Raw genomic sequence first — 19,328 nt, forward strand, 5'->3', positions numbered from 1 at the left:
GTGCTACACTCCAGACCTTTCCGAATCCGCTGATTTTCATAATGTTGAAGTTATTCGCTAAGTACACATCGATCGGTGTTCTTAACACGCTTATTCATTGGGGCGTATTTGCTTTTTGTGTGTATGGGATGCATACGCATCAGGCGTTGGCGAACTTTTCCGGTTTTGTTATCGCCGTATCGTTTAGCTTCTATGCCAATGCGCGCTTCACCTTTAACGCCAGCACCACCACGCTTCGCTACATGATGTACGTGGGATTTATGGGAACACTGAGCGCTGTTGTTGGCTGGATGGCTGACAAATGCTCCTTGCCACCACTCCTTACTCTTATCACCTTTTCAGCTATCAGCCTGATATGCGGATTCATTTATTCAAAGTTCATTGTCTTTAGGGATACGAAATGAAAATCTCTCTTGTCGTTCCAGTTTTTAATGAAGAAGACACGATACCGATTTTCTATAAAACGGTACGTGAGTTTAATGAACTAAAAGAATATGAAGTGGAGATCGTTTTTATTAATGACGGAAGCAAAGATGCAACTGAATCAATAATTAACAAAATAGCTGCATCTGATCCGCTCGTTATTCCGCTTTCGTTTACGCGAAACTTCGGTAAAGAACCTGCTCTTTTCGCGGGGCTCGACCACGCAACCGGGGATGCGGTCATTCCTATTGATGTCGATTTACAGGATCCGATAGAAGTAATCCCCCATCTCATTGAGAAGTGGCAGGCTGGCGCAGATATGGTGCTGGCTAAGCGCTCAGACCGCTCAACTGACGGGCGCATGAAGCGTAAGACAGCTGAGTGGTTTTATAAGCTGCACAACAAAATCAGCAATCCGAAAATCGAAGAGAACGTTGGCGACTTTCGGTTAATGAGTCGTGAAGTTGTCGAAAATATTAAATTAATGCCCGAACGCAACTTGTTCATGAAGGGTGTGCTGAGTTGGGTTGGGGGACACACTGATGTTGTGGAGTATGCGCGCGCGCAACGTGTGGCTGGCAACACTAAATTCAACGGATGGAAGCTATGGAATCTGGCGATAGAAGGTATAACTAGCTTCTCAACTTTTCCTCTGCGTATGTGGACCTATATCGGTCTGGTTGTCGCAGGAATGGCTTTTATTTACGGGGCGTGGATGATTTTGGATACGCTCGCCTTCGGAAACCCAGTAAGAGGATATCCTTCATTACTCGTCTCCATACTTTTCCTTGGAGGGGTGCAGTTGATAGGGATAGGCGTGCTGGGAGAATATATTGGCAGAATTTATATTGAAACCAAAAAACGTCCAAAATATTTACTTAAGGATATTAAAAAATGACCAAAAAGGGGCTTTCGGTAATATTAGTTTTTTTGATATTTTCATATATTTTTACCGCATTAAGCTATAAATTTATCCCAAGCTCTGACAGCATGAGTGGTATTTTAGAGGCTGCTGACATTGCAAACGGAAACATAACACTAAAAGGATGGTACTTATCTACAGTAACTTTCTATTTTACTGACTTAGTCTGGTTTGCTCTTGCTATAAAGCTTTTTGGTTATTCTGAATGGATAACATACGTTATACCTGGATTAATGGCTGGTAGCCTGTTCGCTTCATGCTATGCACTGGGAACAATTTCTGGCTACAAAAAAGCATGGGCTTTGCTACTGTTCCTTGCTTTCCCTGGTGCTGCTGTCAGTTACATGCTTTCTGTAGCGATAATCCATGTCCCTACATATACTTATATCGTTGTTTCATATATATTAATTGATTTTTATTGTCGCAGAAGAAATAGATTATATTTATTTCTATCATCAATAATCGCATCTTTAACGATATTTAGCGATGATATAACAATATATTTATTTTTTTTGCCAATTGCATTGAGCTGTTTTATAGCCAATGAAAATGCAAAAGATAAATTTGTAATATTTTCGTCTTTGGTTTTTTCGTATTTTTTATTCAAGTTAATCTTACATTTTACTAACTCGGCTGATTTTTTTTATTTGCCAGGGGTTGGTTCGCCTACATTTGTTAGTTATGACAAGTTAACTTTTAACATCTCGCTACTTTTTAAAGGGCTTTTGATATTATTCAACGCTGATTTTTTTAGTAAAATAATCAGTTCACCTGAAGGAATATTCTCTTCTTTAAAATTCACATCATTAGTTATATTTTTTATACTTTTAATTTCTTCGCTTATAAAAATAAGAAAGTTTAGTCTCGTTGACGCCGCGCTATTGATAGCATCTCTTATTATGATTCCTGCATATGCCTTAAGCGATAAACCAGTGGATGAGGGTACAACAAGATATTTAATTCCTGTCATTATTTTTGGTTCAATTTTCTTATGTCGAAATGCGAATGTACCAAAGATATCAAATATAGTTTTATGGTTTTTTTCAATTTCAATTTCTGCTTATTCATTAATATATGTAAATCAGCCTGATTTTTTATTTCGCAATGACAGAACCACATCAAAATATAGGCTTATATCTAATTTTTTGACTCAACACAACTTATCTAATGGATATGCAACATTCTGGAATGCGGCAGCGGTGAGTGTGGAAAAGAAATTCAATATAGCCCCTGTTAACATCGACATAGAAAATAAAAAAGTTTTGCCATCTTTTTGGTTAACAAAAATATCATATTTTAACAATGGAAATAACTTTTTCATTGTTGATAATGACCAACAAAAAAAAGTCATAGAAGAATTATATGGCAAACCAAAATTAACATATATGGTGTGGGATTCCCCCATCCTGGTTTACAGTCATTCTATTAATATTTATGATGGCGATATAGAAGGAAGTGCCAATGTAGTAAAAAGTGACTTCAAGGTTGGGGACAATAATCAAATATGCAATGCTGGCGTACAAGGCATGGTTGCATATGGGCCCTATAAGACTCTTGGTCGTGGGTGGTATTCTTTAAAAATTAATGCACATGGCGATCAGTATGAAGCATTAATTTTTTCTTATATAACAGGAAAAAAAATCAAGATGTCTGATAATAAATATAAAAATGGTTCTTATATTTTCGAAATAAACGAAGATATGCCATCTGCAGAAATACAGTTATTCGCTCAAAAAGATTCAAATGTATGTTTTGAGTCATACTCACTTCAGCATATAAAATAATAAAGTCATGGAAAAGCGTCAGTAATTAATACAGGCGCTTTTTGTCTATAGAAAACTCATGCTGTTAAGCGGGTTTTGGTTGAAATGTTCCGAAAATCGGAATAGTTATTCCACACCAGCGCTATGAATTAGATGGCGAAGAGCATGCCGTAACCCCCTACTATAGTAGCACCTTCAGATTGAACATACATGGTACCAATCTTATATAATTGCCTGGCGTCGAACGCCCCGATAAGTACCGTACCAGTAGTTGCCGTCGATTATGTCTGGCGAGCGCCGATAACTTTCATGCCGCCTACTGAACAAGATGTTACCACATTAAGAGAGGAGACCAGCGATTACGATATTGCATCTGTTTTCGACACGTAGTCGTTCTCAATAGAAGAGGCGAAAAAACACCAAGCCACTTGATGGCGTTTTTTATTAGAGGCAATAAATGTCGGCTTTGGCAATGAAGGTTTTGAAATGCTAATCGCAGGAAATGTCAGCATCACCAGTGCTACTCTTACTTCTATTGCGTGTGATCTGAAAAAGAATATTAATGGTGACGGCTTTGACACGCCATATGATCCAGCAGGCTTCCGCAGATGTGTCTGGCTTGTTCAGCAGTCTCCAGAATCAGGGATACATCCGAAAAACGTCAAAATGAGTTCCGGAATTCAAAGATACCCTCAGTAAATCGGACTCCCTCGTTGCGCTGTTAAAGTCTGAAATGGAGACACGCAGGAATGTAGCACCAACAACTCGCTAGAGAATCAAAAAGCTGAGCCAGATGCCCCCGGAATCACACAGCCTCACACTTGATGATGCCAGTGTATTTCTTCAAGTTACCAAACCCATCGCTACTAACTGGATTCACACAGGCTGTCTGTAAACATCATGTAAAGATTCCGCCAAGTCAGTCAATAGGTATGCATAAATTTAACCGAACACGCTAAGCAAATAGGCGTAATATTGAACGATTGTGTCCCAGCTTCCCCACAATGAAAGAGCAGAGAAAATAAAAGAAATGTAATTTGTTGATTTTTAGATGGCGCGCCCTGCAGGATTCGAACCTGCGACCCACGGCTTAGAAGGCCGTTGCTCTATCCAACTGAGCTAAGGGCGCCTTGTGAAGTGAAGACTTCGTGTAGACGAAACGCGAGAATTATACGGTCAGGCACTCCTGAGTCAATGGCTTTTGTTCTGGTTGCTGACTAAGTGTACGAATATCGTCTTTTCTGGCGCAATGCCAGGTTCCAGGAAATCGCCTGGACACATCTCAGCACGCATAAAGTGGGAATTAAGGCCGCCAGTATTTAGATAATCAATCAGTTTCTTTAATATTTCACCATGATTCACCTGCCGTGTAGGATATTTTTTATGCTGAGTATCGCTATTAAGGAACAAAACAGTCACTTTGAGCATGGGTTGAAAATCATCATGACGCGTCTGGCGAATCAATGGCAGCAGAAAATTGACTTTCTGCCGCCAGAAGAGATAGATAATGCCGATATCGCTTTTCTGGCCCTGGATGATGATTGGTTCAGCGCAGGTTGTTACCAGATACCTATGCATACCCAACATCAGCTACGGGTGATTATTTGTAATAAATGCGATAAAGAAAAGCTCATGTTCAGACCATGTCTGTATATGCTGCCGCATATTTATCGGGAAGATGATGTTGAAGAAATTACCCGGAAAATGATATTGATCTTACATAAGCGAGCGCTTCGACATAGCGTCCCTTCTGGCATTTGCCACTACTGCACGACTCGTCATTTTTCAGTAACAGAACGTCACCTGTTAAAACTGATCGCCAGCGGTTATCATTTAAGCGAAACGGCTGCTTTACTTTCACTTTCTGAAGAGCAGACAAAGTCACTCCGCCGGAGCATTATGCGAAAATTACATATTAAAACGGAGCAGCAGTTTTTAAAGTATATTAGAGTCAACCTTCATTTCTTACTCAGTAAGTAAACTCACTTAACTTTTTACAAGGCTTACGAAATATCTCACCAATAATTAAGTAACGATACCTACAGGCATTTTTTTAACGCTGCCACAATGATGCCCATAATATCCTGATAGATTCAGGGGTCAAAAATATATGGCTGCATCATAAATGCCTGGAGGAGTGTTTGGTGGCACAGGGTACTTTATTAAAGGAAAGGATAAATCCCCCACACCTGGCGTCTTCGCCAACACGTCATTTATATCTCAACAGCGGATTGTTAAAATCTGAGCCAATCGTTCATCTCTCAACTGCGCAATTAATCGGCTATGAGGTTCTGACGCAACTTCCGTCAGAACATGATAGCGAAGTTTTTTTTCAGCAGTTAATGCTGATGGAAGGCATTGAAACATCAGAGCAACGAAGCATTGCTTTTTACGCTGGTGCAACGATGGGACAAGGTTATTTATGGCCAGCCATATTACCAGATATATATTAGAGCAATGGAAAAAGCAGGATGCGCAGCGTACCACGCAGGGAAAGACACCGCCGTTTAAGAAATGCCAAAGACTGCGCCTGCCGTTATCACTCTCCAACGCCGCAGATATTTGATCGCCTTGAGTTACTGAACCAACAGCTTAATTATGCCTTGCCGGTTGGTATCATTTCTCAGGCAATAATTACAACTGACAACTACCTCGGCTATTCGCTGAGTCATTACTTATTTTCCGGAAAACGTACCGCTGCATTCCGCTCATTAGATGACATTTCTTTGTGGATTGAAAAGGGGTCGCTCAGACAACTGATTGTAGATATGGAGACGCTACCTGTCTCCTGTATTGAGGCGCTTAACCAGCTACGCGCGCTCAGTTGGCAACAAAGCGATATCCAGATTTACCTGCTGGTATCAGATAAAACCCCCGCTATAGCTCAGTTTATCCGTATGGCTGGGCGTTTTTTTGTCCTGTCGCGACGACAAAATCTGGCCTCTGTACGCGAAGCCTTGTTATCAGCCGCCGAACCTCGCTTATCGGAAAGCTTTAGCCGTACTGACTGGTTGATGATTGAAACTTTAGCGCAAGGCGCCTCTTTAAAAGAAATAGCACGGCAGCAAAGCGTACCTTATCATCGTGTGGTTTACCGGATTAAACAACTTATCACCCTCCTTAACCTTCCCCACAGGCAAAGCTTTCTTCGGCTGATCCAGCAGCTAAACGTTACTTTCCACGATATTTTTTAACGAAGTAACGTTTTGGTGAATAAGATTTTTTAAGAAATTACTTATTTTCACTTCCATTAAATGTAAATATTTCACATAAAATTAATATTTACAACTCGTCCTGGTAAGCGATAAAAATTTTTTTCTTACACCGTCCCCTGTTCCTCCTCGTTTTTTGAGGTCTCCAGCGTAAACATGTTTCTGTTATTACATAACAAATACTAAACAATTAGTCTTTCATATTATTTTTATACTTAAAAACAACAGTTTAAACTACTCAATGTCAACTCTAAAGAAAATAGCTCTACCACGAACAAATTTTCTATAACGCCACAGAACATCCTACCCGCTATCCATAATTCGCATTTCGCAAGACTTTTCCGAGAAATCAGACCAGGTATAATCCATATTGTTTTTACTTAATCAGAAATTTCTTTTTTGTTGGTGCGAAATGGATATTCCACATATTTATTACTCTTACGCAAAATAGCCAGTCAACAGGGAGGTCTCATTCTTTATTATTGCTCCACTGTGTGGTGTGTAGATCTGGCTATTTCACAATCTTTAAGGTGTCTGACGCTTATTCTAAAACGAAGGACGCATAACAGTCTGAGGCATACAACAATGAAACCTGCATCTGTTATCATTATGGACGAACACCCTATTGTAAGAATGTCGATCGAAGTTTTACTCGGTAAAAATAGCAATATCCAGGTTGTCCTGAAAACGGATGATAGCCGAACAGCGATAGAGTATCTGCGCACTTATCCTGTTGACCTTGTCATTCTGGATATTGAATTACCGGGCACCGACGGCTTTACCTTACTTAAACGAATCAAATCTATCCAGGAACATACCCGGATACTTTTTTTATCGTCAAAATCAGAGGCTTTTTATGCCGGAAGAGCAATAAGAGCGGGCGCAAACGGATTTGTAAGTAAACGCAAAGACCTCAATGATATTTATAATGCGGTAAAAATGATTTTATCCGGCTATTCTTTTTTCCCATCTGAGACGCTTAATTTCATCAGTAATACCCGTCCCCCCAAAGGCGGGCACCATGATATGCCACTATCTAACCGCGAAGTTACCGTGCTGCGCTATCTGGCCAATGGAATGTCTAACAAAGAAATTGCCGAGCAACTTTTATTGAGTAACAAGACTATCAGCGCGCATAAGGCCAATATATTTTCTAAACTTGGCCTTCACTCTATCGTTGAGCTTATCGATTACGCCAAATCACACGAATTATTGTAAAGGTACTCCCGGCGAATTATCGTTCGGGAGCCACAATAACGGGCATTAATTGTAATTGATCAGGAAAGTCGCATCCGCGTTAGCAAGTCCGGGCTGCACGCCATCTGCTAAGGCGATATAGTTCGCATAGAATTTCAGGGTAGCATTGCCGTTGTTGTCAATATCGACGGCCTTGCTGGCCTGTTCAAGTGGCAATCGACGTTGATCGCCATCGCGAATTTCAATCGCCAGTTTTTGCGCCATTGCCGTATCAGCAAGCGCCAGTAATGCCGTGCCAGGCGCTGGCGTCCCGGAAAACGTTATAGACGCCGACCCCGGCGGGCAACCTTCAAGTTTTAGGCTAAAGGCTACCGGTTGCGTGGCGTCACCGACGGCGTGAAGCTGTTTTGTCGGCCAGGTGCCGAGATTAACCGACTTGTTACTGTCGCCCGCCACCACGGCGCAGGTAAAATCCACCACGTTACCGCGCAGTTCAATATTCACTTCGCCCAGAGATGAGGTGGCCTGACTCAGCGGGCTTAACAAAACACAACCGATAGCGATGAAAACGCGCCGAAGGATCATTATGCCTCCTTAATCATAATCGACTCGTAGATAGCCGCGCGCAGTAAACGGCCCTTCCACCGGTTTATTCCCCGTCACGCTGATCGGCCAGGCGCGAATACCTACGCGAGCGGCGGCGTTATCATCAAGATGAAACGGAATTTTGCTCGACAAATTATTGGGTGTGAGCGGCGTACCGTTGCTATTAGCAACCACAAAGCCTAAATCCGGATTATCGGACACCATCGCCTGTCCTGAGGCCTTTTCGGCTTCAAGCCGCATCGATAAATAGGCCTGCGCCGCGACGTTGGTACATTTGATAGCAATGGTTTTCGTTTGCGGCGTGACGCCTTGCGGACGATTACCCGCCCCCGCCTGACTAAATAACGACGCGCCGATATCGCCGAAATCAAACTCCACGACCTGTCCGGCATTCACTTCACAGTTTTGCGGTACTTCCACTTTGCCGCTGTAGCTAATGGTATACACCGGCGTGCTCAACGCGTCGCCGGTAGAGGTCGTCACATAGACGGTAAACATTGTCTGGCGAGGGATCGTCACCATATTAATAAAAGGCCGTATCACTTTTAATTTAAAAACCAGCTTTGAGTCCTGCACGCCAAACGGCATTTGCTGCGACACGTTAGAATCGACGCCCATGCGAATATAGTTACGGGGCGGATAAAATACGCCAGCGACACTATCGGTGATGCTCATCGCGCCCAGAAGGTAGTCATTCAGTTTGAGGTATTTAAAATTTCCTTCGGTGCTTCGTACCGGTAATTCTGATACATAGCTTCGGTAGGTATAATTTACCATTGTCCCCTCCGGGCACGTCGCGTTTACGCCGACCCAACCTGATTTTTCCGGCAACGTCACCACCTGTCCCGGCTGATTATTGCCGCTGGTGAAAACATCTGACAGGTCGTAAAAGATATCGGTCGCCGTCCCGTTTGAATTGCGGCAAACCGTCGCCAGCGCGGGATGGGTGAAAAAGAGCGCGGTCCCCGCCAGCAATAGCGCTGAGTATATTTTCATCTCTATTTTTCCTTTTATGACGCCGGACGGATACAGGTCGCGCTGGCTATCGTAATCGCCTGCTTCAGACTATCCTCCGCCAGGGCGTAAGGGGCGATACAACGTGCGTTTTTCCCCTCTCCCCACTGGATGAACAATTCACCTTTTAGCGGCAAGCCGCTCAGATAAATTTGCCCGTCATCGCCGACCATACTGGTAATGCCGCTGGCGGTTTCTCGTACTATCGCGCCAAACGGTAACGGACGTCCGCCAAGCCTCGCGGTAATGATTGCCCTTACGCCTATCCGCGTATCAAAAGCAGCCCGCACCAGCGCGCCCTCTGTCGGCACTACGCTGCTGACGTTATTTTCGACATCGGTATGGTTGTCCATCGTGTTGGTATCTAACGCGACGCGGTTATAGCGATATACCGTGGCGTAGGGCATTACCGCATAGCCCCGCCAGTCCGTTTTCACGCCGGTCTGGTTTTCGATGCGCACGCCTTTCGCTCCCGGCGCTTTAATCAAGACATTGGTATCGCCCAACGGTTGGCTAAACGTAATACCATCCGCATGACCGACCACGCCGCCGGAAAGTTGCCAGTTATAGTCATGCTGATCGCGATCGTAGTTATATCCCACGCCCAGCGTGCCATACGTCGCCTGCCAGCTAGCGCTGGCGCTGCCGCTATAACCATTGGTACTGCTACGCCCCTGCGTCACGCTGTAGCTCAGATTACGTCCTTCCAGAAGCGTGCCGCCCACGCCGGTCTGCCAGCTATTGTCGCCGTCGCGGTTGCGGTTGGCGTTAAACGTGGCATAAGTACGATCAAGAATAGTGTCGCGCGCATAGCGCCGTCCGGTCAGAACGCTAAACGGAACGGACATATTGAATGCCAGAATGCGGTCGGCGCCTGAGATCCCCACCGACTCGCTCCACGACCATGACAGCGAATAACTTATGCCTTGCCATCCACTGGCGTATCCCAGTTGATACCAGGTATTGGTATCCGCCGTATTCCAGTAATTTTGTTGACTGCCGGAAAGATACAGTGACCCGTAATCCCCCAGGTTTTGCGAAATATTGACCTGAAAGCGGCCTTTTTTGCTGTAACGGAGATTGTGGTAGCTCTGCGCCACCGGCACTTTATGGCGGCGTCCGTCGCTATCGTATTCGTAGTCGTACCCTTCCATACTGCGATATACCACATCATCCAGGGTGTAAAATCCGCGCGTGGAATAGCGGTAACCCAGCAATTGAAAATTCGTCCCGTAATTATTCAGCGATTTGGCGTACAGAAAACGCAACGATTGCCCCTGATGGGTGCTGTCATCTGCCAGTTGGCTACGCGCATGTGTGACATCGACCGACACGGCTCCCCAGTCGCCCAAATTTCGCCCCGCCCCGACCACCACGGCACGGTAACGATCGGCAAGTTGCGTACCGCCGTAAGCCGTCAGCCCCGCAGGCAGGCCGGCAATCACCGTTCCCTGGAAAAAGAATGGCGAAGACTGCTGACTATTGCCGCTGCGAAAATCCCCGGCCACCAGGTCATACTTCACCCTGCCCTCACGCTGCAATAGCGGAACGGTAGAGTAAGGCACCGTGTAACGTTGTTGGCTACCGTCTTTTTCATCTACCGTCACCTCAAGGTCGCCGCTGGAAGAGGTAGGATTAAGATCGGTAATCGCAAACGCGCCCGGCGACACATAGCTTTGGTAGATAACATACCCGTTCTGTCGTATCGTCAGCTTTGCCGCCGTCCGGGCGATCCCTCTGACCGTGGGGGCGTAGCCCTGCAGGCTATCGGGATACATATTGTCAGAAGAGTACAGCCGCGCTCCGCGAAAGCCGACGCTGTCGAAAACATCGTTCCCGGTATTGCTGTCCCCCATGACCAGTTCGCTTTTTAGCGGAATGATGGCGCGCTGTACCCAGGTGCCAATGTTGTTCCAGCGTTGCGAATGATAGCCGTCCCCTTTCGAATAGTTCCAGGCTCCGTTATTACGCAGCCGCCAGGGGCCATAGTTCAACCCGCTCAGCAGACTCAAAAAATAGCTATCGCTGTCTGTTCCGCGGCTACCGGTAAAACTGTAATTGATGAGTGCGGCAGGTATCCCTTCATCCCACTCTTCCGGCGGGATATAGCCACGCGCGCTGTTGAGCAATGACGCCTGCGGCAAGCTAATATTTAAGCGCATCAACGCAAAATCAAACGCGACCTCCGCGCCCGGGATTTTCTCAGGAAGGTGAATACACGTGGTATCGACGCCTTTATCTGAGACAGGGAACGCCGCGGTATTCACGCCCAGCCGTTTAATCCACTCCGGTGTAAAACAAGGCATCAGGCCGCCGGATTTATCGCCGGCGCCCACGGCGCCCGCCTCAAAACGAATATCCTGCGTCGCTACGAATTCGTCGTTACGCCAGATATCCACCCGGTAAATACCGGGCGGCTGATGATTACCTTTTTCAAAGCGAGATAAATCCGCCACGGACGCGGTATCCGCCGACAAAAACGCAGGGTTGAAATAACTTTCGCCGCGGCTCGTCAGCGGACACAGCGCCGCCAGCACCGACAGCGCCACGCCGTTTAACGGTGATACATAGCCGGGAAATCGCCCTGCAAACCAGGTTGTCTTCTTCATCGTGTTCTCGTGTGGCTTCACGCTCTCTGCTTAACCGAGACTGGCCGTTGTCGCCGACGTCAATGCGCCGTAATCATTGACGGTCTGAAATGTCACGCTGCCCTGCGCGCCAGTCGGTAAGGGAATTTGCATGTCGCTTTTTGGCGCGATCATCACGTTATCAATCTTTTTCGCGCCCACGCTGATATTGACCAGCGTGAGGTAATAAGCAGATGGGTTGGTTATCTTGAGATGGTTGCCGACACGGGAAAATTTCAGCAAGGTCGGCGCGTCTTCCGGCGTCTGCGGCAAATTCGCCGGACGCACGAACAGTTTGATGCGCGACAGAATCGCCAGTTGCAGAACGTTTTTTCCTTCAATATGACTTTTATCGACCGACGGGATGGCTTTCACGTTCATCCAGAATAACGACTCCCGATCCCCGGGTAGCGGTTGCCCGGCGTAGATAATACGCAGCGTGTTTTCGCTTTTGGGTTCGCTGACGAATAAAGGCGGCGTAACGATAAACGTTTTTTCTTTCTGCCCGGCGCTATTTTCGATCCATGAATTGACGAGGTAACGTTCTTGAGTATCGCTATTACTGATTGCCAGAGAAGTCTGTTTCGCCTCCGAGGGATAAATAACGCGCGTGGCGCCTAATGCAATCCCCCCCGCTGCCTGTACGTTCAGCGAAGTAAATAACGTGAGAAGAACAATAAAGCCTAATTTTATACTATTCAGCATGGTAAAAAATACCTTTTGCATTGAGTCACGTCGGCAAGAAAATTCATGGGTAAACCAGCGTAAACCACACTTCTGTATGAATTCGTCCCGGCGTCATATTTTCTGAAATTGCCCGATAGCGGGCAGTAAAATGCAAAGTCATTTCTGACGTTAAAATGGGCGTGTAATGAAGCGGTAACGTGTTAGGTATGATTTGCCGCTGCTGGTCATCAAATAATGCCAGGCCGATTCCGGCATTACCGATACCCTCGCCGCTGGCCAGAAAAACATGGGGATCTTCCGCAGGCGTAACGCCGGCAAACGCAATGCCGACATGACGCCAGACCTCCGCGCTACAGGAGATTAACCGTAACGAAAATGGAACGCTGACGGGAGCGAAGCTGCCAGGACCGGTAAACGCATTCGTGCGGTACTGTCCCATCAGTACGCGCAAATCCTGGCTTTCAGTGGCGACAGCGCAGCCGCCATTGACCAGTTGTCCGCGCAGGTGAACACGCCCGCTCTCCACCATTACCGGCTGCGCAATGACGGGCGACATCAAAACAAGCCCCGCTAGCGCCGCACCTTTCCTTATCATCTGCTATGTTCTCTATTTATCCCCGATAGCCTCTTCCGTTGAGGCGCCTCCCTTCCCTGGCGTTCCCTGACGGGATTATTCGTATTTCATGATAAAGGTGGCGTCGGCATTAGCCTGGCCTGGCGTCGTGGCGGTGGCGGTTGCCTTATAGCGTGCGGTAAAACGCAGCGTATTGGTGCCTTCAACCAGCGCCTGCTTCGCCGAGAAGGTTGCGCCGTCCGGTTTCAACGGTGAGGAGGTGTTATCAAGAATCTCAATCCCGACGCCGGTTGCGGTAGTGCTATTGTCCGCAGAGGAGACAGCCAGCAAATTAGGGTTGGTGTTATCTGCCTGACCAGAGAAAGCCACGGCAGCGGTAGCCGCCACTTTCGGATCGCAGTCATTCAGGACGATGGAGAAAGGCACCTGCGCGGTCGTATCATCAATCGCCGTAAAGCTGGCGGTACGGTATTGACCCAGCGTCACCGTTTGATCGGCGGATTTAGTGCTAACGGCACAGGCTGCATTAACCAGTTTACCTTCGAAATGAATAGTACCGCCACTCACGCTCACCGGAGTAGGATCAGCCGCAACCGCTGCGCCAGCGACAAACATCAGACTCGCAATAGTAGAGGTCATTAATTTATGTTTCATGGATTTCCCTTGAATTACACACACCCGGTTTCGGCATCCTGTCGGCTCCGTTTGAATTATTATCGACATAGCATGTCAGAAAAGTTATCTCTGCATCCTGTAAAGATAGATATCGCGGATTAATTAGTTTTCTGTTTCTCCCCTGAGTATCAGACGCAGTAATTAATCTTTGCAAATATGACATTTCGTCACGGTAATAAATTAAACATTTCGCTAAATAAAAAATAGCCGCAAACTCTTTTAATGACCTAAGCTAATTCTTATTGGGATATAAGAAGGGTCTAATCTTATTTTGTATAAAATGTCGCATTATGCCGCCCGATGCTATTAACGGCGAGGGATTACGGTAACCATAACCAGGGTGATGAATTGTTTCTTTTTGGTTAATCATGGCTCGCTTACTGGTCACGTCTCAGTATCGTCAACAGACGGGGGAGACGTCGCGTTTGCATCGGAAACACAAACGTTAACTGACAGCGAGGCCCGCTTCTGACAAAATAGCGTCATCCCCTTTGACTTGAAGTAACAGATGGAATCTTCTCTCTGATGGCAGCAAAGATTATTGACGGTAAAACGATTGCGCAGCAGGTGCGATCTGAGGTTGCTCAAAAAGTTCAGGCACGCGTCGCAGCAGGTCTTCGCGCTCCCGGCCTGGCTGTGGTGCTGGTCGGCAGCAATCCGGCCTCACAGATTTATGTCGCAAGCAAACGTAAAGCGTGCGACGAAGTGGGATTCGTCTCCCGCTCCTATGACCTGCCAGAAACCACCAGCGAAGCCGAACTGCTGGCGCTTATCGATACTCTGAATGCAGATAACACAATCGACGGTATTCTGGTGCAGTTGCCTTTACCGGCAGGTATCGACAACGTTAAAGTGCTGGAGCGTATCGCGCCAGATAAAGACGTAGACGGTTTTCATCCTTATAACGTCGGTCGTCTGTGCCAGCGTGCGCCGCGCCTGCGTCCCTGTACGCCCCGCGGTATTGTGACCCTGCTTGAGCGTTACAATATTGATACCTACGGCCTGAATGCGGTGGTCATTGGCGCGTCCAATATCGTTGGACGCCCGATGAGCATGGAGCTGCTGCTGGCTGGCTGTACGACTACCGTTACGCACCGCTTTACCAAAGATCTGCGTCACCATGTCGAGCATGCTGATTTGCTCATTGTCGCCGTAGGTAAACCGGGCTTTATTCCCGGCGAATGGATTAAAGAAGGCGCAATTGTGATTGATGTCGGTATTAACCGTCTGGAAAATGGCAAGGTCGTTGGCGACGTCGTGTTTGACGAAGCCGCGGCGCGCGCGTCATACATCACGCCAGTTCCGGGCGGCGTCGGCCCGATGACGGTCGCTACGCTTATCGAAAACACGCTGCAGGCGTGCATTGAATATCACGATCCACAAGGAAAATAACATGGCGACATTCTCTTTAGGCAAGCACCCGCACGTCGAGCTGTGCGATCTGCTCAAGCTGGAAGGCTGGAGCGAAAGCGGCGCACAGGCGAAAATCGCCATTGCCGACGGGTTGGTGAAGGTTGATGGCGCGGTTGAAACGCGTAAACGCTGCAAAATTGTCGCCGGGCAAACCGTTAGCTTTGAAGGCCAAAGTGTGAACGTCGTGGCCTGATACAGAGTGCCGGATAGCGACGCAAAGCGTCTTATCCGGCCTGATTACGCTGTCTTTTCAGATAATCATCCACTTAATCCTCTGCGTTCCAACTGCTAGCATGGCTATTTCCCTGTGAACCATCGCTATGCCTACCGTTATCACCCACGCCGCCGTTCCCCTGTGTTTTGGCGCAGGCTTAGGCCTGAAAGTTATCCCTCCTCGCCTGCTGTTTGCCGGTGTTGTGCTGGCGATGCTCCCCGATGCCGACGTGCTGGCCTTTAAATTTGGCGTCGCCTACGGCAACGTTTTCGGCCATCGCGGATTTACCCACTCTTTACTTTTCGCATTCGTCCTCCCCCTGTTGTGCGTACTCGCGGGACGACGATGGTTTCGAGCTGGGCAGGTGCGCTGCTGGCTGTTTTTAACCGTTTCATTGTTGTCGCACAGCCTGCTGGATTCGATAACCACGGGGGGTAAAGGCGTCGGCTGGCTGTGGCCGTGGTCAGATGAACGTTTTTTTGCGCCCTGGCAGGTGATTAAAGTCGCGCCGTTCGCGCTTTCAAGCTACATCACGCCGTATGGGCATCAGGTCATTCTCTCAGAATTGCTGTGGGTGTGGTTGCCGGGAAGTATTTTAGTGTTATTTCTATGGGTACTTAAAACGCATATTAAAAGGAATCAATATGAATAAAATGACATTCGCCGCCGCGGTCATCTGTTTCTCATTTTCCCACGCCAGCTATAGCGAAGAAATGTCTGCCACTGGCTGGTATGCGGCATCGTCTGCGGTTGTCAGCGTGGGCAGTTCCGCACTGGTTAGCGGAATTATACTCTCCCCCGTACTGCTGCCGCTCAACCTGATCATTGGATCTGTTGTCGAAAATAAAAAGCAAAAAACCGCGCTGATAACCACTAAGTCTCCCGATAACAAAGACATTAAAATGCAAGTTCCGCTAAATGTCGTCAAAGAAGGCAACCTCAAAGCAGGTGATAAAGTCACTCTGGAAAAAACGCAGGAAGGCACCGGCGCTTATTTGAAAAAAGAGGGCAAAGTCCTTGCCCATATGGTAAATCAGGACGACGCAGGACTTTCCAGCAACCAGACGGTACCGGCCAAATGAAGCGATTCGCGTTTGCCCTGTGGCTCAGCGCAATCTCGCTCAACGCTTATGCAGACAGTGCTAACTGTCACCAAAAAGCAAACACGCCGGAGAGCATCGCAGCGACAATGGATCAGGCGCTACAGCTCAAACAACAGCTTAACAGTCAACCCGATCCGGTCGTCATTCTGGTTCGCCAGGGGCAAGATATGTCGAGCCGACATTTAACCTGGTCACATGCTGGCTATGCCATGCGCCAGCTAAACGGAGACTGGCGGGTTTACCATAATCTGAATACTTGCGGAACCGCTGAATCAGCGCTCTATATACAAGGTCTGTATGAGTTTCTGGCTGATGACCTGGTGAATCAGAGCATTGCCGTTTTGCGCCCGCGTTCAGATATCGCGACGGCATTACAAACGCTCTTACATAGCGCTATCAAACTCAATCTCTTCCACAGTCCCCGCTATAACCTGATTGCGTGGCCTTTTTCCGGCCCTTATCAGAATTCGAATGGCTGGCTTCTCGAAGTGTTTGCGCGAGCAAACGATGCGCAGGTTTGGTCACGCAATGATGCCCGCCGCTGGTTGCAGCTTCAGGGTTATCAACCCTCTATCGGTAGTGCTGGCACTTTTGAACGATTAGGCGCAAAACTGTTCACCCCTAACGTTTTCACCGACGATCAGCCAGCAGAATTGCTGCGAAAAGGAAATGTGGGGCTAAACAGCGGCGACAGCGTCATCCGCTTTATTGCCCATTACAGCCGGGCAATACCCGGGTGTGAACATCAGAATCTGGGGGAGTCGGTGTGTGTTTATCTTTCGCCCGGTGCGAAAAAATAAAAAACAGGCCGTTCTATGCAAATAGAGCGGCCTGTAAAAGCGCTTACTTACGCCGCCAGGTGGTGCCCTGCGGGCCATCTTCCAGAATAATACCCATTTCAGCGAGACGATCGCGCGCCGCGTCCGCCGCCGCCCAGTCTTTCGCTTTACGGGCATCCAGACGCTGTTGAATCAAGGCTTCAATTTCCGCAACTTCACCGTCATCCGCCTGCGCGCCGCTTTGCAGGAAAACATCCGGCTCCTGCTCCAGCAGTCCCAGCACGCCGGAAATCTTCCGCAGATGAGACGCCATCGCATTCGCGGCGGTCATATCCTCGCCCTTCAGACGGTTGACTTCACGCGCCATATCAAACAGGACGGAGTAGGCTTCCGGCGTATTGAAATCGTCATTCATCGCCTCCACGAAACGCGCTTCAAACGCTTCGCCGCCCGCCGGGGCCGCTGATTTATCCGTTCCACGCAATGCAGTGTATAACCGCTCCAGCGAGGCGCGCGCCTGCTTGAGGTTCTCTTCGCTGTAGTTCAGTTGGCTACGGTAATGCCCGGACATCAGGAAGTAGCGCACGGTTTCCGCATCGTAGTATTTCAGCACGTCGCGCACGGTAAAGAAGTTGCCCAGCGATTTGGACATCTTCTCGCGATCCACCATCACCATACCGGAGTGCATCCAGTAGTTGACGTATTCGCCGTCATGCGCGCAGGTAGACTGGGCAATCTCGTTTTCATGGTGCGGGAACATCAGATCGGAACCGCCGCCGTGAATATCAAAATGGTTGCCCAACTGCTTGCAGTTCATCGCCGAACATTCAATGTGCCAGCCCGGACGCCCTTCGCCCCACGGCGACGGCCAGCTCGGCTCGCCCTCTTTCGACATTTTCCACAGCACGAAGTCCATCGGGTTACGCTTCACATCAACGACATCCACGCGCGCGCCCGCCTGAAGCTGCTCAAGATCCTGACGGGAAAGCTGCCCATAAGTCGGATCGGTCGGTACATCGAACATCACATCGCCGTTATCCGCCACATAGGCGTGCCCTTTCTCGATTAAGGTGCGGGTGAGCTCGATAATTTCCTGAATATGGTGCGTCGCACGCGGCTCGCTGTCCGGACGCAGAATATTCAGCGCGTCGAAGTCCTGATGCATTTCCGCAATCATTCTGTCGACCAGCGCGACAAAACTTTCGCCGTTTTCATTGGCGCGTTTAATAATTTTATCGTCGATATCGGTAATGTTACGCACATACTTCAGCTTATAACCGAGAAAACGCAAATAGCGCGCGACAACGTCAAAAGCGACAAACGTGCGTCCGTGGCCAATGTGGCAGAGATCGTAAACGGTGATACCACACACGTACATGCCGACTTCCCCGGCATGAATGGGTTTGAATTCCTCTTTTTGGCGCGTCAGTGTATTAAAAATTTTTAACATCGAAGATTCCGTATAGACGTGTGTGGGTAATAATCTTCGTATGATACATATTATTCGTAATCGAAGCAGCACACTTTGCAAGGTGATCGCAGCTTACGGTTATGCTATAACAAGCCCCTATATGTGCCCCATTGCGGGCTAAAGCACCACTCTCTTGGAACAGGATGCAAAAATGGTTACTTTCCACACTAATCACGGCGATATCGTAATCAAAACCTTTGATGATAAAGCGCCTGAAACAGTTAAAAACTTCCTGGACTACTGCCGCGAAGGTTTTTACAACAACACCATTTTCCACCGTGTGATTAACGGTTTTATGATTCAGGGCGGCGGCTTTGAGCCGGGCATGAAACAGAAAGCCACCAAAGAGGCGATCAAAAACGAAGCCAACAATGGTCTGAAAAATACCCGTGGTACGCTGGCAATGGCGCGTACTCAGGCGCCACACTCGGCTACCGCGCAATTCTTCATCAACGTGGCAGACAACGACTTCCTGAACTTCTCCGGCGAAAGTCTGCAGGGCTGGGGCTACTGCGTCTTTGCGGAAGTCGTAGAAGGTATGGACGTGGTAGATAAAATCAAAGGCGTCGCCACTGGCCGTAGCGGTATGCACCAGGACGTACCAAAAGAAGACGTCATCATTGAAAACGTGACCGTCAGCGAGTAATC

The 19,328-nt window shown here is 47.8% G+C and carries 20 protein-coding genes, 1 tRNA gene and 1 pseudogene; 14 read left to right on the forward strand and 8 right to left on the reverse strand.

Going from position 1 to position 19,328, the window contains the following annotated elements:
• The first annotated feature begins 41 nt into the window (after window positions 1-41).
• The 4 genes and pseudogenes from ACLJZ5_RS05890 (at window position 42) to ACLJZ5_RS05905 (ending at window position 3,880) form a co-directional block, all read left to right on the forward strand.
• Window positions 42-404, forward strand: a complete 363-nt coding sequence (locus tag ACLJZ5_RS05890) for a GtrA family protein (protein WP_024797975.1) — start codon at window positions 42-44, stop codon at window positions 402-404.
• Complete coding sequence (locus tag ACLJZ5_RS05895; RefSeq protein ID WP_000703644.1) at window positions 401-1,321, forward strand: glycosyltransferase family 2 protein; 921 nt, start codon at window positions 401-403, stop codon at window positions 1,319-1,321. The genes ACLJZ5_RS05890 and ACLJZ5_RS05895 overlap by 4 nt, the downstream gene beginning before the upstream one ends.
• On the forward strand, window positions 1,318-3,129 hold the full coding sequence (locus ACLJZ5_RS05900; protein ID WP_024798616.1) for a hypothetical protein: 1,812 nt from the start codon (window positions 1,318-1,320) through the stop codon (window positions 3,127-3,129). Before ACLJZ5_RS05895 ends, ACLJZ5_RS05900 begins: the two co-directional genes overlap by 4 nt.
• A gap of 436 nt (window positions 3,130-3,565) precedes the next feature.
• Window positions 3,566-3,880, forward strand: a pseudogene (locus ACLJZ5_RS05905) (hypothetical protein).
• A gap of 280 nt (window positions 3,881-4,160) precedes the next feature.
• On the opposite strand, the gene ACLJZ5_RS05910 reads toward ACLJZ5_RS05905, so the two are convergent.
• Window positions 4,161-4,237: transfer RNA gene (locus tag ACLJZ5_RS05910), tRNA-Arg, on the reverse strand.
• A 254-nt stretch (window positions 4,238-4,491) separates the two neighbouring features.
• Here ACLJZ5_RS05910 and fimW point away from each other — a divergent pair.
• From fimW to fimZ, 4 genes are all read left to right on the forward strand, one after another.
• Window positions 4,492-5,088, forward strand: a complete 597-nt coding sequence (fimW, locus tag ACLJZ5_RS05915; RefSeq protein WP_024797973.1) for a fimbria biosynthesis transcriptional regulator FimW — start codon at window positions 4,492-4,494, stop codon at window positions 5,086-5,088.
• A gap of 161 nt (window positions 5,089-5,249) precedes the next feature.
• The gene (locus tag ACLJZ5_RS05920) at window positions 5,250-5,561 is read left to right on the forward strand and encodes a hypothetical protein (protein ID WP_000226491.1); all 312 of its coding nucleotides are present in this window, start codon (window positions 5,250-5,252) and stop codon (window positions 5,559-5,561) included.
• Window positions 5,562-5,579: 18 nt separating this feature from the next.
• Window positions 5,580-6,302 carry a fimbria biosynthesis regulator FimY gene (gene fimY / locus ACLJZ5_RS05925; protein ID WP_024797972.1) on the forward strand — a complete coding sequence of 241 codons (723 nt, stop codon included), beginning with the start codon at window positions 5,580-5,582 and terminating at the stop codon, window positions 6,300-6,302.
• 603 nt (window positions 6,303-6,905) lie between these two features.
• On the forward strand, window positions 6,906-7,538 hold the full coding sequence (gene fimZ / locus ACLJZ5_RS05930; RefSeq protein WP_000801272.1) for a fimbria biosynthesis transcriptional regulator FimZ: 633 nt from the start codon (window positions 6,906-6,908) through the stop codon (window positions 7,536-7,538).
• Between the two features lie 45 nt (window positions 7,539-7,583).
• On the opposite strand, the gene sfmF is transcribed toward fimZ, so the two are convergent.
• The 6 genes from sfmF to fimA form a co-directional block, all read right to left on the reverse strand.
• Window positions 7,584-8,102, reverse strand: coding sequence for a fimbria assembly protein (gene sfmF, locus ACLJZ5_RS05935; RefSeq protein ID WP_000603409.1), 519 nt, complete (start codon window positions 8,100-8,102; stop codon window positions 7,584-7,586).
• A 9-nt stretch (window positions 8,103-8,111) separates the two neighbouring features.
• Window positions 8,112-9,119: a type 1 fimbria D-mannose specific adhesin FimH gene (gene fimH / locus ACLJZ5_RS05940; protein WP_024797971.1), complete on the reverse strand. Its 1,008-nt coding sequence runs from the start codon at window positions 9,117-9,119 to the stop codon at window positions 8,112-8,114.
• Window positions 9,120-9,133: 14 nt separating this feature from the next.
• Complete coding sequence (locus tag ACLJZ5_RS05945) at window positions 9,134-11,746, reverse strand: fimbrial biogenesis usher protein (protein ID WP_024797970.1); 2,613 nt, start codon at window positions 11,744-11,746, stop codon at window positions 9,134-9,136.
• Between the two features lie 30 nt (window positions 11,747-11,776).
• Complete coding sequence (gene fimC, locus ACLJZ5_RS05950; RefSeq protein ID WP_024797969.1) at window positions 11,777-12,469, reverse strand: type 1 fimbria chaperone FimC; 693 nt, start codon at window positions 12,467-12,469, stop codon at window positions 11,777-11,779.
• Window positions 12,470-12,512: 43 nt separating this feature from the next.
• Window positions 12,513-13,046: a type 1 fimbrial protein subunit FimI gene (fimI, locus tag ACLJZ5_RS05955; protein ID WP_024797968.1), complete on the reverse strand. Its 534-nt coding sequence runs from the start codon at window positions 13,044-13,046 to the stop codon at window positions 12,513-12,515.
• 75 nt (window positions 13,047-13,121) lie between these two features.
• On the reverse strand, window positions 13,122-13,679 hold the full coding sequence (fimA, locus tag ACLJZ5_RS05960) for a type 1 fimbrial protein subunit FimA (RefSeq protein WP_000681026.1): 558 nt from the start codon (window positions 13,677-13,679) through the stop codon (window positions 13,122-13,124).
• A 546-nt stretch (window positions 13,680-14,225) separates the two neighbouring features.
• Between fimA and folD the strand changes: the two genes are divergently transcribed.
• The 5 genes from folD (at window position 14,226) to ACLJZ5_RS05985 (ending at window position 17,230) form a co-directional block, all read left to right on the forward strand.
• Window positions 14,226-15,092 carry a bifunctional methylenetetrahydrofolate dehydrogenase/methenyltetrahydrofolate cyclohydrolase FolD gene (folD, locus tag ACLJZ5_RS05965; protein WP_000729165.1) on the forward strand — a complete coding sequence of 289 codons (867 nt, stop codon included), beginning with the start codon at window positions 14,226-14,228 and terminating at the stop codon, window positions 15,090-15,092.
• A 1-nt stretch (window position 15,093) separates the two neighbouring features.
• Window positions 15,094-15,306 (forward strand): ribosome-associated protein YbcJ, encoded by a 213-nt coding sequence (ybcJ, locus tag ACLJZ5_RS05970; RefSeq protein WP_000190278.1) that lies wholly within the window; start codon window positions 15,094-15,096, stop codon window positions 15,304-15,306.
• A 127-nt stretch (window positions 15,307-15,433) separates the two neighbouring features.
• Window positions 15,434-15,979 (forward strand): metal-dependent hydrolase, encoded by a 546-nt coding sequence (locus ACLJZ5_RS05975; RefSeq protein WP_001143507.1) that lies wholly within the window; start codon window positions 15,434-15,436, stop codon window positions 15,977-15,979.
• Window positions 15,972-16,409 carry an STM0539 family protein gene (locus tag ACLJZ5_RS05980; RefSeq protein ID WP_001603031.1) on the forward strand — a complete coding sequence of 146 codons (438 nt, stop codon included), beginning with the start codon at window positions 15,972-15,974 and terminating at the stop codon, window positions 16,407-16,409. The genes ACLJZ5_RS05975 and ACLJZ5_RS05980 overlap by 8 nt, the downstream gene beginning before the upstream one ends.
• Window positions 16,406-17,230, forward strand: a complete 825-nt coding sequence (locus tag ACLJZ5_RS05985) for a DUF2145 domain-containing protein (RefSeq protein ID WP_024797967.1) — start codon at window positions 16,406-16,408, stop codon at window positions 17,228-17,230. The genes ACLJZ5_RS05980 and ACLJZ5_RS05985 overlap by 4 nt, the downstream gene beginning before the upstream one ends.
• 43 nt (window positions 17,231-17,273) lie before the next feature.
• Here ACLJZ5_RS05985 and cysS read toward each other — a convergent pair whose 3' ends face one another.
• Window positions 17,274-18,659, reverse strand: a complete 1,386-nt coding sequence (gene cysS / locus ACLJZ5_RS05990) for a cysteine--tRNA ligase (protein WP_000912376.1) — start codon at window positions 18,657-18,659, stop codon at window positions 17,274-17,276.
• A 172-nt stretch (window positions 18,660-18,831) separates the two neighbouring features.
• Here cysS and ppiB point away from each other — a divergent pair, with 172 nt between their 5' ends.
• Window positions 18,832-19,326, forward strand: a complete 495-nt coding sequence (ppiB, locus tag ACLJZ5_RS05995) for a peptidylprolyl isomerase B (protein WP_000255991.1) — start codon at window positions 18,832-18,834, stop codon at window positions 19,324-19,326.
• Window positions 19,327-19,328 lie beyond the last annotated feature (2 nt).

Origin of the sequence: Salmonella sp. 5800 (assembly GCF_046558195.1) — a bacterium.
In the GTDB taxonomy this organism is placed as follows: domain Bacteria; phylum Pseudomonadota; class Gammaproteobacteria; order Enterobacterales; family Enterobacteriaceae; genus Salmonella; species Salmonella enterica.